The sequence below is a fragment of the Chryseobacterium barbadense genome (genome assembly GCF_042849955.1).
In the GTDB taxonomy this organism is placed as follows: Bacteria; Bacteroidota; Bacteroidia; order Flavobacteriales; family Weeksellaceae; genus Chryseobacterium.
In genome coordinates, this window is record NZ_BAAFHL010000011.1 from 1 (window position 1) to 14,053 (window position 14,053).

Here is a 14,053-nt window from a genome sequence, read left to right on the forward strand (position 1 = left end):
TCCTTATCTTCAGAAACTTCAGAAAGATGGGGAGTCAGGTAGAAATACATTGAATCAAATTACTAGATGGTTAACGATCGGAGTTTGTTTAGTACAGGCACCTTCTTATTTAACTTCTATTACTCAATTATTCTTACCGTATGCTCAGTTCCAATCTGCATACTTTGTAGAACCAAATTCTATTATGTTCTGGTTACCAAGTATTGTAATCTTGGTTGCTGGTTCAGTATTCGCAATGTGGTTAGGTGAAAAAATCACCGACAAAGGTATCGGAAACGGTATCTCTATCCTGATTATGGTGGGGATCCTTTCAAGATTACCGGAAGCATTCGTACAGGAAATGGCAGTTCAGAACGGAAAAGGAGGAATGGGATCTATCATGATCCTTATTGAAGTATTATTCTGGATGTTGGTGGTTCTTTTAGCAGTGATCTTATCGGTAGCTGTTAGAAAAATTCCTATTCAGTATGTAAGCAGAGCTCAAGCAAGAGGAGGTGTAAACAGAAATCTTATGCAGGGAGCAAGACAATGGATCCCATTGAAAGTTAATGCAGCCGGTGTAATGCCAATTATCTTTGCTCAGGCATTGATGTTCGTTCCGGGCTTATTAACGAAATTCGATGAGTCTAATACTTTTCTTGCAGGTTTCAAGAATGTTTTTAGCTGGCAATACAACGTATTGTTTGCGCTACTCATTATTATCTTCTCATTTTTCTATACTGCAATTACCATTCCGGTGAACCAAATGGCCGATGATCTGAAGAGAAACGGAGGTTTGGTACCGAAAGTAAGACCAGGAAAAGACACTGCTGATTATTTAGATGATATTTTATCAAAAATTACCTTGCCAGGTGCAATATTTTTGTCTATCTTTGCAGTCCTTCCAGCAATTGTACATGGAAGCTTTGTTCAGACAGATGCGTTCGCCCTATTTTTCGGGGGAACATCACTATTGATTATGGTTGGAGTAATTTTAGATACTGTTCAACAGATTAATACGTATCTGCTGAACCATCATTATGATGGCTTAATGCAGTCTAAATTATCAAGAACGACTGGATATTAATTTATGGCGAAACAAAAACATATTGAACAAGATGGCGTGATCGTGGAAGCACTTTCGAACGCCATGTTCCGTGTAGAACTGGAAAATGGGCATATCCTTATTGCACATATTTCCGGTAAAATGAGAATGCATTATATTAAACTTTTACCTGGTGATAAGGTAAAACTAGAAATGTCTCCTTACGATTTAACTAAAGGGAGAATTACATTTAGATATTAAACATATGCCAAATGGAATCCCAGGATCTCCATTTGGCTCTTGTTAAAAAATAAATATTTTCAAATGAAAGTTAGAGCATCAATTAAGAAAAGAAGCGCTGATTGCAAGATTGTACGCAGAAAAGGTGTACTGTTTGTAATCAACAAAAAGAACCCAAAATTTAAACAAAGACAAGGCTAACATTAAATTATGGCGAGAATTGCAGGTATTGATTTACCAAAAAACAAAAGAGGCGTTATCGGTTTAACTTACATCTACGGAATCGGAAGAAGTACTTCTTCAGAAATCCTTAAAGCTGCCGGTATCAGCGAAGATAAGAAAGTCAACGAATGGAATGACGATGAATTGGCTGCCATCAGAACATACATCTCTGAAAACATCAAAGTAGAAGGAGAATTGAGATCTGAAGTGCAATTGAACATCAAGAGATTGATGGACATAGGATGCCAACGAGGAATACGTCACAGACTAGGATTACCTTTAAGAGGCCAGAGAACGAAAAACAACTCTAGAACCCGTAAAGGAAAGAGAAAAACTGTTGCTAACAAGAAAAAAGCTAGTAAATAATCGTTAGGAATTATGGCAAAACAAACTAAAGTAGTTAAGAAAAGAAAAGTAAAAGTTGAAGCTATTGGGGAAGCACATATTCAGGCTTCTTTCAATAACATCATCATTTCTTTAACAAATAAAAACGGAGAGGTGATCTCTTGGGCTTCTGCTGGTAAAATGGGCTTCAGAGGTTCTAAAAAGAATACTCCATTTGCTGCTCAGATGGCAGCTGAAAATTGCTCTGCTGTAGCTCACGAAGCTGGGTTAAGAAGAGTAAAGGTGTTTGTAAAAGGACCTGGTGCAGGTAGAGAATCTGCCATCAGATCTATCCACAACTCAGGAATTGAAGTTAGTGAAATCATTGATGTGACGCCTATGCCGCACAATGGATGTAGACCACCAAAAAGAAGAAGAGTTTAATTTTTAGAATTTACCCATTATGGCAAGATATATTGGACCTAAAACTAAGATTGCTAGAAAGTTTGGTGCTGCAATCTACGGAGATGACAAAAACTTCGAGAAAAGAAAAAACCAACCGCCAGGACAACACGGTCCTAACAAAAGAAGAGGTGCTAAGAAATCTGAATATGCAGTTCAGTTAGCTGAAAAGCAAAAAGCTAAATATACTTACGGTATTTTAGAAAGACAGTTTGCTAACTTATTCGACAAAGCACACAGAAGCAAAGGTGTAACAGGTGAAGTTCTATTACAACTTTGCGAATCTAGATTGGATAACGTAGTGTACAGATTAGGTTTTGCTAAAACAAGATCTGCTGCAAGACAATTGGTTTCTCACAGACACATCACTGTGAACGGAGAGAAAGTAAATATTCCATCTTATTTGCTAAAAGCTGGTGATGTAATCGCTGTAAGAGAAAAGTCTAAGTCTCTTGAAGTGGTTACCAATGCATTAGCTTCTAAAGCAAACTATGAGTGGTTACAATTCAACGATGAGAAGAAAGAAGGTACTTTCGTTTCTGCTCCTGAAAGAATCCAAATCCCGGAAGACATCAAGGAACAGCTTATCGTCGAACTTTACTCTAAATAATTTTTTAATCAAATTTTTGCTCAACCCAATAATATGGCAATTTTACAATTCATAAAACCCGATAAAGTAATTTTACTTAACTCTGATGAATTTAGAGGTCAATTTGAATTCAGACCACTAGAACCAGGTTTCGGGCTTACAATCGGTAATGCTTTGAGAAGAGTGTTGCTTTCTTCTCTGGAAGGTTATGCTATTTCATCTATCAAAATAGAAGGTGTAGAGCACGAATTTTCAACTATTCCAGGAGTAATCGAAGACGTTACCGAAATTATTCTTAACCTTAAGCAGGTAAGATTAAAAGCTGTAGCAGAAAACCAGGCTAATGAGCAGGTAGTTGCTAAGGTTTCAGGTCAGACGGTTATTACTGCTGGAGATTTAGGGAAGTCTATCAACGGATTTGAGGTGTTGAACCCGGATTTGGTGATCTGCAACCTAAACAGTGATGTAACTTTCGAAATTACTTTCAATATTGAAAAAGGTAGAGGATATGTTCCTTCAGAACAAAATAAGTCAAACAATGCACCGGTAGGTACTATTGCGATCGACTCTATTTTCACGCCAATTAAGAAAGTACAATACAGCATTGAAAATTATCGTGTAGAGCAAAAAACAGACTACGAAAAACTTGTATTAGATATAGAAACTGATGGATCTATCAGTCCTCAGAACGCTTTAACAGAAGCTTCTAAGATATTAATTTATCATTTCATGTTGTTCTCTGATGAGAGAATCACTCTTGAAACTGAAGCGGTGAAAGCATCTATCCAATATGACGAGGAAACTCTTCATACAAGACAACTACTTAAGTCTAAATTAGCAGATATGGATCTTTCCGTAAGAGCCCTTAACTGTCTGAAAGCAGCTGAAGTAGAAACTCTTGGAGAATTGGTTTCTTACAGTAAGTCTGATTTGATGAAATTCAGAAATTTTGGTAAAAAATCTTTGACAGAACTAGAAGAATTAGTGCATTCAAAAGGTCTTAACTTCGGTTTCGACGTTGCAAAATATAAGTTAGACGCTGATAAATAATTAATAATGAGACACGGTAAAAAATTCAATCACTTAGGAAGAACAGCTTCTCACAGAAGTGCTTTACTTTCTAATATGGCTTGTTCTCTAATTGAGCATAAAAGAATCAACACTACTGTAGCTAAAGCTAAAGCTTTAAGAGTATATGTTGAGCCTCTATTAACAAAAGCAAAAGAAGATACTACACACAATAGAAGAGTTGTTTTTTCATATCTTCAAAATAAGGAAGCAGTTGCTGAATTGTTCAGAACTGTAGCTCCTAAAATCGCTGAAAGAAACGGTGGTTATACAAGAATCATCAAAACAGGTTTCAGACCAGGTGATGCTGCTGATACTGCTCTTATCGAGCTAGTGGATTTCAACGAGCTTTACAATCCTAATGCTGAAGAGAAAAAAGCGACAAGAAGAAGCAGAAGATCTACAACGGCTAAAAAAGCTGAAACTGTAGTTGCTGAAGCTCCAAAAGTAGAAGAAAAAGTTGAAGAGCCAAAGGCAGAAGCAGCTGATTCTACTGAAGAGAAAACTGAAGAATAAGACTTTTTCAGATATATAAAAAACCGTTCAGAATGAACGGTTTTTTTATTCATTAGATTTTAGTTTTCACCAGCTGAATAATGTTGTTATTCTGGTCCAGAATTAAACTGTCTCCTTTTACAGTTGCTTTCATATCGTCCTTTTGGTAAATTGTTTCTTTGGCATCTGATTTTATTTTAGGTAGGGTGAAAGTTTTCTTATTGCTGGTAATAGCAAGTGTACTTTCTTTAGGGGTCTCCGTGAAGATCACTTTTACCAGTGTTCCATCTACCGCTTTATAGATAGAAGACTTTGTTTCCGTCTTATTCCCATTGACAATTGATGTTGATGAACCGGAAGTTAATGTATCCACGGTTCCATTGCTATCAACCACTTTTGTTTCTAAGGTTTCCAATTTAATGGTGCTCTTGTTTCCGCTTTCACTTTTTCCACAACTTACAAGAGAAAAAGAAATCAGTGAAACCGCTATTAGAAATTCTTTTTTCATATTCTTTCTGGGGTTATCTGAATGTAAATTTTGTTTGATTAAAATTAATAAAAACTTATAGAATTTTTTGCTTCTTTATTACGAAATATTAAAGTATACGTTTTCATCACTCTACTTTTTTCATTAAATTTGTGACTCAAGTAAATTATTAATTAAATAGCTGCTGATCAAACCAGTCGCTTATTAAAAAGAGAAAAAATTATGAGTTACATTTCTTACATAGAAGCAAGACAAATTCTGGATTCGAGAGGGAATCCTACTGTTGAAGTAGATGTATTCACAGAGAGTGGTGCAATGGGACGTGCTGCTGTTCCTTCGGGAGCATCTACAGGAGAACACGAAGCGGTGGAGTTACGTGACGGAGGTTCCGAATATTTAGGAAAAGGTGTTCTGAAAGCTGTTGAGAATGTAAGAGAAGTAATTGCTCCGGAATTAGTTGGACTGCCGGTTTTTGATCAGAATCTTTTAGATCAGATCATGATTGACCTTGATGGAAGCAGTAACAAAGGAAATTTAGGAGCAAACGCTATTCTTGGAGTTTCTTTAGCTGCTGCAAAAGCTGCTGCTACTGAATTGAGAATGCCTCTTTATAAATATGTGGGAGGTGTCAATGCAAACACACTTCCGGTTCCGATGATGAATGTTATTAATGGTGGGTCTCACTCAGATGCTCCGATCGCATTCCAGGAATTCATGATCATGCCGGTAAAAGCAGATTCTTTTTCTCACGCTTTAAGAAAAGGAACTGAAATCTTCCATAATTTAAAATCTATTCTTCATTCAAGAGGCTTATCAACTGCGGTAGGTGATGAAGGAGGTTTCGCACCGACTTTCAAAGGAACTGAAGATGCTTTGGATACTTTGCTTCAGGCAATTGAAAAAGCAGGTTATAAGCCAGGTGATGATATCATGTTAGCTTTAGACTGTGCTGCTTCAGAATTCTATAAAGACGGAGTATATGACTACAGAAAATTCCAGACTCCGGATGCCGCACAATTTACCAGCAGTGAGCAGGTTTCTTATTTGGCAGAATTAGCAGCTAAATATCCGATTATTTCTATCGAAGACGGTATGCAGGAAAACGACTGGGAAGGATGGAAAATGTTGACGGATAAAATCGGAGACAGAGTACAATTAGTAGGAGATGATTTATTCGTTACCAACGTTGAAAGATTGTCGAGAGGAGTTAAAGAAGGAATTGCGAATTCAATCCTTGTAAAAGTAAACCAGATCGGTTCTCTTTCTGAAACAATGGCAGCTGTACAAATGGCTCAGAACAACAGATTTACCTCTGTAATGTCTCACAGATCAGGAGAAACTGAAGATGCTACGATTGCTGATTTGGCAGTAGCCATGAATTGCGGGCAGATCAAAACAGGTTCTGCTTCAAGATCAGACAGAATGGCAAAATATAACCAGCTTTTGAGAATCGAGGAAGCTCTTGGAGAAACTGCCATTTTCCCAGGATTAGACGCATTTAAAGTAAAAAGATAATTGAATTTATAAATAACGGCAAGCGATTATTTTTGTTTGCCGTATTTTCCAATAAGTAGTATATTTAGAAAAAAAATAAATAAATGTCAGACAACAAAGTAATATTGAATTACGACGGTAATTCATATGAATATCCAATCGTGGATAGTACTATCGGAGACAGAGGGATAGATATTTCAAAATTAAGAGACCAGACAGGTTTAATCACTCTGGATTTAGGATACAAGAACACCGGAGCAACCCTTAGCGAAATCACTTATTTAGACGGAGACAAAGGAGAATTATTCTACAGAGGTTATCCAATCGAGCAGATTGCTGAAAAATCTAACTTCACAGAAGTAATGTACCTTTTATTGCACGGTGAATTACCTACTCAGGATCAGTACACGTCTTTCGAAAACAATATCAAAAACTATAACTTCATAGCAGAGGAGATGAAAAAAATCATTGATGCTTTCCCTCGCTCTGCACACCCTATGGGAGTTTTATCTTCTTTAACTTCCGCTTTAACGGCTTTCAATCCTAAAGCTGTTAACGTAAACTCTAAAGAGGAAATGGACCACGCTGCTGAATTGATGATTGCTAAATTCTCTCACCTTTGCGCCTGGACTTACAGAAAAACTCAGGGGTTACCTCTTAACCACGGAGATAACAGCCTAAACTATGTAGAGAACTTCTACAAAATGACATTCAGATTACCAAACGAAGAATTCGAAATCGATCCGGTAGTTGTAGATGCATTAGATAAATTACTGATCCTTCACGCTGACCACGAGCAAAACTGTTCTACTTCTACAGTAAGAATGGTGGGTTCTGCTCATACAGGTCTTTTCGCTTCTATTTCTGCAGGGGTTTCTGCGCTTTGGGGGCCACTTCACGGTGGTGCAAACCAGGCAGTAATCGAAATGCTTGAATTAATTGAGAAAGATGGTGGAGACGTTTCTAAATATGTTGCGAAAGCAAAAGATAAAAACGATAACTTCCGTCTGATGGGATTCGGACACAGAGTGTATAAAAACTTTGACCCAAGAGCGAAGATCATTAAGAAAGCAGCAGATGACATCCTTAACGCTTTAGGTATCCAGGATAAAGCTCTTGATATTGCCATGCAGTTAGAAAGAGTAGCTCTTGAAGACGATTATTTCGTAGAAAGAAAACTATATCCGAACGTAGATTTCTATTCAGGAATTATCTACAGAGCATTAGGAATCCCTACAGAAATGTTTACCGTAATGTTCGCATTAGGAAGACTTCCGGGATGGATCGCTCAATGGAAAGAAATGAGATTAAAAGGAGATCCGATCGGAAGACCAAGACAGGTTTACCAAGGAGCTCAGCAAAGAGATTATATCGATATCGCAAACAGATAATCTTTGTTTACTTACATATAAAAAATCCCAAAGCTTGCTTTGGGATTTTTATTTGGTAGCAGAAATCCAACTTTGAATAATCATATGGAGATCAGGTTTCGAATTTTCAATTTCTGCAATATTTTTAAAACTGATAATGGCTCTGTCATTTTCTTTCCATGTTAAGAGGCCGGAATTGTCATCAATCAACCGGTTTTCAGGTTGCTCTAGTTTTTGTACCCCACGATGGAGTATCAGCTGAATCTGTTTTGGGGGCTGTATTTTCATAGTAATTCTGTCTTCATTGTGAAAGCTGTAATTGGGACCGTTCCATTTTATATTTTCCTCCAAATCTTCTAAAGATTCTAAAATAGCAGACCTTAATAGTTCAATTTCACTTCTTAAAGGATGACCCAATCCATCTAAAAACTGAGTGACTTCCTGATTCTTTGTAGGCGTTTTCATGATTAATAACTTTAGCTCAAATTTAAAATTTTAATATCATTTAAATAAGCAATCTCTGAAATCGGAATATATTTTTCGTTAATTTTACCTTGTAAATCAGTCGATAATGAGTTTTGGACAACAAATGTTATTTTTCTTCAGTGCAGTAGGGGCTTTTAACGGGCTTTTGCTGGGAATTTATTTGTTGTTTATTAAAAAGCTGAAAAACATTCCGGATTTCTTTTTGGGATTGATTTTATTGACTCTAAGTTTAAGGGTAGGGATTTCTGTATGTATTTATTTTTATCCTGATTGGCCAAGAATAATTCCCAATTTCGGTTTGGCGGCCTTATTTTTTACCGGACCGGCTCTATTTTATTATGTCCGGTCATCTTTTTTACAAGAACAGTTTATTTTAAGAGACTGCCGGAAATCCTTCGGGATTCTGACAGGTATTTTAGCCATTGTAGGAGTTTTATACCTGCTTTTTCCTATTACCTGGGACAGGTATTTTGCAACATTCGTTTATACGGTTTGGTCAGGTTTTGTTTTTGCTTCAGTGTACCAGTATTATGTTCTTTCAAAAAAGCAATCAAAGAACCCGAATAAATTTATTCTTCCTGTTTTACTCAGTAATGTGATCATTTTTCTGGCGTATCAGCTTATTTCTACAGGTTGGGTTCAGATTTATTGTGCGGGAGGCAGCCTTGTTTTTTCATTTGTGCTGTATGCTAATTTTTTGATTTTGTTTAACAAAAAATATCAGCCTATAACGTCTAAAGATGTTAATAAATATTCCAATAAAAAGATTTCTGAAGAAAAAGCAGACAGCTTTGTTTCAAAACTGGAAGAGCTGATGTACACTGAGGAACCGTATAAAAATCCCAATCTGAAACTGAACGATTTGGCATCAAAAATGAATATGTCGGCACACCAGCTTTCACAATTATTAAATGATAATTTAGGAAAAAGCTTCTCCACATATATCAATGAATACAGGATCAGTGAAGCTTGTGCATTGATGGAAGCCAATTCTTATTTAAAGATTGAAGAAATCGGATATGAAGTGGGATTCAATTCAAAGTCTACTTTTTTTTCAACGTTCAAGAAAATTAAAAATACGACACCTCTGTTGTATAAACAATCGCAAACTCCTTCTGAAACTAGGTTTCAGGGTTCTAATTTATAATTCTGTACTTCGGAATTTATATTTCAAAACCTGATTTTTAGTAGCGCCTGATAATTTTGATATCATAAAATTTAAATTTATGATAATCAGATTATGGATTTTTATCCTGCTACTATTTTTATTCTTTTTTGCGAAATCACAACAAACCGATTCTTTACGGCCAAAAGATTCTATACAAACCATTTCCGGAGTAGTGATACAGTCTACCTCGAGGAATGTGAAATTAAATGATGGGAACATGGTTGTTAATGTGTCGGGAAATAAAGACTTTAAAACATCTGTCAATATTCTTGAGGTTTTAAAGAAAACTCCCGGTGTTACAGTGGATCAGGAAGATGGAATATTAATGGGAAGAAGAGTTGCTCCGGCAGTTTTTATCGATGGAAAACCTGTTGTCATGAGCATTCAGGAATTGCAGGCTTATTTGCGATCTTTATCCCCCGAAATGGTAGAATCCCTTGAAATAAATACCAACCCGTCATCAAAATATGATGCGGAATTTAAAGGGATTATAGATATCAGATTAAAACGAAACGGGAATCTGGGATTAAAAGGAAGTTATAATGGAAACATGTCCGTTAATAAATTCAATTACAGGGAAAACTCTGTGAATGTTTCTTACAATACGGAAAAAGTAGCCTATAGTTTACAGTTAGGGTATAATAATGGGGTTTCAACCTATCGGTATAATGCTTTGCAGAGATTAGCCAATACCAATGTAATGCGTACGAGCACCTATCAAAAGGATGAAGCTAAAATAGGAAATATTCAGGCGGGAATCGATTACAGAATTAATAAAAACAGATTGGGTTTGAATATAAGAAGCAATTTCCGGGAACATGACAGAAGCCGCTCAGGAATGTTATACACTACAAATAGTGATCAAACCCAGATGATTTTCAATACGGGAAGTGAAAACCCGATTGACTATACACAGAATAATTATGGAGTAGCTACAGATTATTCTTATCAAAACAAGAAATTCAAACTGAGTGTTTTAGCAAATTATCTTTTGGTGGAAAACAAGCAGAAAGATGACTTCATCAATAGAGATGCACCTACTTCACAATTGCTGTCTTATTGGAAATCGGATTTGATTAATAAAATTAATATTTATACGGCCCAGTTAGATGCTTCGCAAAAATTAGGTAATGCTAATCTGGAAGCCGGGATTAAATTCAGCAGGTCACATACCAACAATAATATAAGATATGATACCCTCGCCATAAGTAATAAATTTACTTTTGACCCTACCCGGAGTAACAAATTTTCGTACAGAGAGAAAATTTTTGCAGGATATATTGCTTACAATCAAAAGTTTGATAAGCTTCAGATTAATGCCGGATTACGTTTTGAAAATACCAGAAGTATCTCTGATGCAATAACCGTAGATTCTGTTGTTGGCAGAAATTATCTCGAATGGTTGCCGTCTTTTAGTACTCAATATACATTCAATACATCTCATGAATTATCTCTTTCTTACAGCAGGAAAATAACAAGACCAGCCTTTTCTCAGCTCAATCCTTTCAGATATTACTTCAGCCCATTGAACTACTGGATCGGGAATCCGTATCTGCAGCCGTCATTTACCAGTCAGGTAAAAGCCACTTACCGATATAAAAATTGGGTGACAAGCTTTACGATTGGAAAAGAAAAGAATGTGATGACTCGTTATCCCATCTATAATCCTGAGACCAATGTTCTGGAATATTTGGGTACCAATCTTCCTTACCGCAAATTTGCAACACTGGAAACAAGTTTTCCGGTGAAAATTACCAAATGGTGGAATACCAATAACCAGATTGCCGCATATTATAATGATGAATTCAGGCCCTATCTTGACGATGTTTTTGCACTGAAAATTTACAACTATGATATTCGCATCAATCAGGTTTTTATTCTTCCGAAAGGCTATACAGTTAATCTCTATTCTGTTTATGAATCCAAAACTGGAAACAGCTTATACATTATAAAGCCCAGGTATTCTGTAGATATTTCGGTTCAGAAATCATGGTTAGATAATACTTTGAATACCAAAATCAGCTTTAATAATATTTTTGATACCTATGATCAGCGATTGGAGTTCAGACATAAAGAAATTATGGATAACCGTTTTACCCACTGGTGGGATAACCGGAAGCTTATTTTTTCTTTAAGCTATAACTTCGGAAGCTCAAAATATCAGACAAAAGAAATACAAAGAACGGAAGAAGAAAACAGAACAAGATAAAAGAAAAACCTGCTTAATCTAAGCAGGCTTTTTATCTTTTAGTTATGGGCATTGACATCTGTCACATGTCCAAAGTGTACATGCACCGGTTTCAAAGTCCCATTCACAGCAACGTCTGTTTGTAGGGATGACACCGCCTGAAATAGATTTTTGTTGTTCTCTTCCTAATTTTTGTGCATTTTTTAGCACCGGATTTTTCTTGTTCATGATGTTGATGTTTTTGATGTTAATAGTTAAGTTTTAAATTTTCATGAAAATTATATCACTAATGTATGAATTTATTTTCAGATATTTTATGTTATTTTTAATTATAAATAGATAATTAACAGTAGTTTATAGATCTTTTTTTAAGGATAATTGATCATTAAAGGATTAATAGGGCAAAAACAACTGTAGCTGCTTATCTGAAAAATAAATCCGGACATAAAATATTTCAAAAGTTTTTCAAGTAGAGACCTTTACTTATATTTGTACAATGCATAAACCTTTATGAAACTAAACATTAAAAACGAAACAGGAAAATTAAAGTCAGTTGTCCTTGGCCAACCGAATTCCATGGGACCGGTGCCTACTCTTGAGGAAAGTTATGATGCCAAATCATATTACTCCATAGAACATAATATGTATCCTAAAGAGGAAGATATTATTAATGAAATGGATGCTTTTGAAGCGGTGCTTAAAAAATATGATGTAGAAGTACTCCGCCCGAGTATTATTAAAGATTACAATCAGGTTTTTGCCAGAGATGTAGCTTTCGTGATCGATGACAAGATGATCATTTCCAATGTGATTGCAGACAGGGCAGACGAACAGGATGCGTATAAGAGGGTATTTGAAAAAGTGGCCTGGAGAAAGATTATCAATCTTCCGGAAACTGCACATATTGAAGGTGGTGATGTTATTGTATGGGATGATTTCCTTTTCATCGGAACATGTTTCAGTGAAGATTACAGGAACTATAAAACGGCAAGAACCAACGAATACGCTATAGAAATTCTTAAAGAATATTTTCCTAAAAAAAGGATCATTGATCTTGAATTAAAGAAAAATGACAAAATACCTTATGAAGGAATCCTTCACCTGGACTGTACTTTCAATCCTATAGGAAAAGATAAGTGTATTATTTATAAGGACGGATTTGTAGACGAAAGCGATTACCGCCTGATCATTGATATTTTTGGGGAAGAAAACTGCTTCCATGTTACAGCAGAAGAAATGTTTGAAATGTTCCCGAATATTTTCTCTATTTCTCCGGAAGTAGTGGTTTCAGACAAAGCATTTACCAGAATGAACAACCACTTAAGAAATGAATGGGGTATGACAGTGGAAGAAATCCCTTACCGTGAAATTTCCAAGATGGGGGGATTGTTGAGATGTTCTACAATGCCTCTTGTCAGAGAATAATTTTTTGTCGGAGAGCTTTAGGTTTGAGAGAATTATTTAATCTTTCAATCTTTTAATTTTTAATCTAAAAACAATGCAAACAACAGATACAGTTTTAATGATAGAACCGATTGCATTCGGTTATAATGCTGAAACAGCAGAAAATAATTATTTCCAGGTGGAACAGAAAGGTTCCGATATTCAGGAAAAAGCGTTGCAGGAATTCAATCATTTCGTGGAGAAACTAAGAAATAAAAGAATCAATGTAATTACAGTAAAAGATACATTGGACCCTCATACTCCGGATTCTATTTTCCCGAATAACTGGGTGAGCTTTCACAAAGACGGAAAAGTGGTTTTATATCCGATGTTCGCAGCTAATAGGAGAGTGGAAAGAAGGGACGATATTATTGAAAATATAAAAAGCCAGGGTTTTGAAGTAAAAGAAATTGATGACTGGTCTTTCCCGGAAATACAAGGGAAGTTTCTGGAAGGAACGGGAAGCATGATTTTCGATCACGATAATAAGATTGCTTATGGCTCAGTTTCTTTAAGGTTAGATGAAGAGTTGTTCAAAAAATTCTGTGAAAAATATGGTTTCACTCCCATTGTTTTTCATTCCTTCCAAACAGTAGGTTCGGAAAGATTACCGATTTATCATACCAATGTAATGATGTGTGTTGCAGATCAGTTTGTGGTGATCTGTTTAGATTGCATTGATGATGAGCTGGAAAGAAGTAAGGTAGTTGAAACCATCAAGAACTCAGGGAAGGAAATTATTGAAATCTCAGAAGAGCAGATGCAGCAATTTGCAGGAAATATGCTACAGGTTCAGAATAAGGATGGACAAAAGTTTTTGGTAATGAGCCAAACAGCTTATCAGTCTTTAACACCCGCACAGGTTTCCAATATTGAAAAATACTGCGAGATTATTTACTCTGATCTTAATACGATCGAAGTAAACGGAGGCGGAAGTGCCCGTTGTATGTTGGCGGAAGTTTTTTTACCGAAAAAATAAATATATTTGTTTCA

16 protein-coding genes are annotated in these 14,053 nt (G+C 35.9%); 14 read left to right on the forward strand and 2 right to left on the reverse strand.

Features of this window, described 5'->3' with window-relative positions; genetic code table 11:
* From secY to rplQ, 8 genes are all read left to right on the forward strand, one after another.
* Window positions 1–1,066: preprotein translocase subunit SecY (gene secY / locus ACGHIN_RS06780; RefSeq protein ID WP_390452011.1), on the forward strand; the 1,066-nt coding region annotated here is incomplete at its 5' end.
* 3 nt (window positions 1,067–1,069) lie between these two features.
* Window positions 1,070–1,285, forward strand: a complete 216-nt coding sequence (gene infA, locus ACGHIN_RS06785) for a translation initiation factor IF-1 (RefSeq protein WP_002983257.1) — start codon at window positions 1,070–1,072, stop codon at window positions 1,283–1,285.
* A gap of 63 nt (window positions 1,286–1,348) precedes the next feature.
* Complete coding sequence (gene rpmJ, locus ACGHIN_RS06790; RefSeq protein WP_007839480.1) at window positions 1,349–1,465, forward strand: 50S ribosomal protein L36; 117 nt, start codon at window positions 1,349–1,351, stop codon at window positions 1,463–1,465.
* Between the two features lie 9 nt (window positions 1,466–1,474).
* Window positions 1,475–1,852 (forward strand): 30S ribosomal protein S13, encoded by a 378-nt coding sequence (gene rpsM / locus ACGHIN_RS06795; RefSeq protein WP_050020611.1) that lies wholly within the window; start codon window positions 1,475–1,477, stop codon window positions 1,850–1,852.
* Window positions 1,853–1,864: 12 nt separating this feature from the next.
* Window positions 1,865–2,254 carry a 30S ribosomal protein S11 gene (gene rpsK / locus ACGHIN_RS06800; RefSeq protein WP_002983263.1) on the forward strand — a complete coding sequence of 130 codons (390 nt, stop codon included), beginning with the start codon at window positions 1,865–1,867 and terminating at the stop codon, window positions 2,252–2,254.
* 19 nt (window positions 2,255–2,273) lie between these two features.
* Entirely contained in the window at window positions 2,274–2,882 is a 609-nt protein-coding gene (gene rpsD / locus ACGHIN_RS06805; protein WP_121462204.1) for a 30S ribosomal protein S4, read from the forward strand.
* A gap of 33 nt (window positions 2,883–2,915) precedes the next feature.
* Window positions 2,916–3,911, forward strand: a complete 996-nt coding sequence (locus tag ACGHIN_RS06810; RefSeq protein ID WP_121462203.1) for a DNA-directed RNA polymerase subunit alpha — start codon at window positions 2,916–2,918, stop codon at window positions 3,909–3,911.
* A gap of 6 nt (window positions 3,912–3,917) precedes the next feature.
* A complete protein-coding gene (gene rplQ / locus ACGHIN_RS06815; protein WP_390452015.1) occupies window positions 3,918–4,445 on the forward strand; it encodes a 50S ribosomal protein L17 in 528 nt (175 codons plus the stop codon).
* Window positions 4,446–4,497: 52 nt separating this feature from the next.
* On the opposite strand, the gene ACGHIN_RS06820 is transcribed toward rplQ, so the two are convergent.
* Window positions 4,498–4,932: a hypothetical protein gene (locus tag ACGHIN_RS06820; RefSeq protein ID WP_390452016.1), complete on the reverse strand. Its 435-nt coding sequence runs from the start codon at window positions 4,930–4,932 to the stop codon at window positions 4,498–4,500.
* Window positions 4,933–5,133: 201 nt separating this feature from the next.
* Here ACGHIN_RS06820 and eno point away from each other — a divergent pair, with 201 nt between their 5' ends.
* Together eno and ACGHIN_RS06830 are read left to right on the forward strand one after the other, a co-directional pair.
* Window positions 5,134–6,426, forward strand: coding sequence for a phosphopyruvate hydratase (gene eno, locus ACGHIN_RS06825; protein ID WP_390452017.1), 1,293 nt, complete (start codon window positions 5,134–5,136; stop codon window positions 6,424–6,426).
* An 83-nt stretch (window positions 6,427–6,509) separates the two neighbouring features.
* Window positions 6,510–7,796 carry a citrate synthase gene (locus ACGHIN_RS06830; protein WP_390452019.1) on the forward strand — a complete coding sequence of 429 codons (1,287 nt, stop codon included), beginning with the start codon at window positions 6,510–6,512 and terminating at the stop codon, window positions 7,794–7,796.
* Window positions 7,797–7,844: 48 nt separating this feature from the next.
* Here ACGHIN_RS06830 and ACGHIN_RS06835 read toward each other — a convergent pair whose 3' ends face one another.
* The gene (locus tag ACGHIN_RS06835) at window positions 7,845–8,240 is read right to left on the reverse strand and encodes a DUF1801 domain-containing protein (RefSeq protein WP_390452020.1); all 396 of its coding nucleotides are present in this window, start codon (window positions 8,238–8,240) and stop codon (window positions 7,845–7,847) included.
* Window positions 8,241–8,346: 106 nt separating this feature from the next.
* On the opposite strand from ACGHIN_RS06835, the gene ACGHIN_RS06840 reads away from it, so the two are divergent.
* From ACGHIN_RS06840 to ctlX, 4 genes are all read left to right on the forward strand, one after another.
* Window positions 8,347–9,408 (forward strand): helix-turn-helix domain-containing protein, encoded by a 1,062-nt coding sequence (locus ACGHIN_RS06840; protein WP_390452021.1) that lies wholly within the window; start codon window positions 8,347–8,349, stop codon window positions 9,406–9,408.
* Between the two features lie 79 nt (window positions 9,409–9,487).
* Window positions 9,488–11,638 carry an outer membrane beta-barrel protein gene (locus ACGHIN_RS06845; RefSeq protein WP_390452023.1) on the forward strand — a complete coding sequence of 717 codons (2,151 nt, stop codon included), beginning with the start codon at window positions 9,488–9,490 and terminating at the stop codon, window positions 11,636–11,638.
* A 489-nt stretch (window positions 11,639–12,127) separates the two neighbouring features.
* A complete protein-coding gene (locus ACGHIN_RS06850; protein WP_390452025.1) occupies window positions 12,128–13,042 on the forward strand; it encodes a dimethylarginine dimethylaminohydrolase family protein in 915 nt (304 codons plus the stop codon).
* Between the two features lie 73 nt (window positions 13,043–13,115).
* Window positions 13,116–14,039 (forward strand): citrulline utilization hydrolase CtlX, encoded by a 924-nt coding sequence (gene ctlX / locus ACGHIN_RS06855; protein WP_390452027.1) that lies wholly within the window; start codon window positions 13,116–13,118, stop codon window positions 14,037–14,039.
* Window positions 14,040–14,053 lie beyond the last annotated feature (14 nt).

Coding starts and splice junctions, on each gene's coding strand:
- ACGHIN_RS06835 (WP_390452020.1), bottom strand. CDS start 8,240: ATGAAAACGCCTACAAAGAATCAGGAAGTCACTCAGTTTTTAGATGGA.
- ACGHIN_RS06820 (WP_390452016.1), bottom strand. CDS start 4,932: ATGAAAAAAGAATTTCTAATAGCGGTTTCACTGATTTCTTTTTCTCTT.
- rpsD (WP_121462204.1), top strand. CDS start 2,274: ATGGCAAGATATATTGGACCTAAAACTAAGATTGCTAGAAAGTTTGGT.
- eno (WP_390452017.1), top strand. CDS start 5,134: ATGAGTTACATTTCTTACATAGAAGCAAGACAAATTCTGGATTCGAGA.
- ACGHIN_RS06810 (WP_121462203.1), top strand. CDS start 2,916: ATGGCAATTTTACAATTCATAAAACCCGATAAAGTAATTTTACTTAAC.
- rpsM (WP_050020611.1), top strand. CDS start 1,475: ATGGCGAGAATTGCAGGTATTGATTTACCAAAAAACAAAAGAGGCGTT.
- rplQ (WP_390452015.1), top strand. CDS start 3,918: ATGAGACACGGTAAAAAATTCAATCACTTAGGAAGAACAGCTTCTCAC.
- ACGHIN_RS06830 (WP_390452019.1), top strand. CDS start 6,510: ATGTCAGACAACAAAGTAATATTGAATTACGACGGTAATTCATATGAA.
- rpsK (WP_002983263.1), top strand. CDS start 1,865: ATGGCAAAACAAACTAAAGTAGTTAAGAAAAGAAAAGTAAAAGTTGAA.
- ACGHIN_RS06850 (WP_390452025.1), top strand. CDS start 12,128: ATGAAACTAAACATTAAAAACGAAACAGGAAAATTAAAGTCAGTTGTC.
- infA (WP_002983257.1), top strand. CDS start 1,070: ATGGCGAAACAAAAACATATTGAACAAGATGGCGTGATCGTGGAAGCA.
- rpmJ (WP_007839480.1), top strand. CDS start 1,349: ATGAAAGTTAGAGCATCAATTAAGAAAAGAAGCGCTGATTGCAAGATT.
- ACGHIN_RS06845 (WP_390452023.1), top strand. CDS start 9,488: ATGATAATCAGATTATGGATTTTTATCCTGCTACTATTTTTATTCTTT.
- ctlX (WP_390452027.1), top strand. CDS start 13,116: ATGCAAACAACAGATACAGTTTTAATGATAGAACCGATTGCATTCGGT.
- ACGHIN_RS06840 (WP_390452021.1), top strand. CDS start 8,347: ATGAGTTTTGGACAACAAATGTTATTTTTCTTCAGTGCAGTAGGGGCT.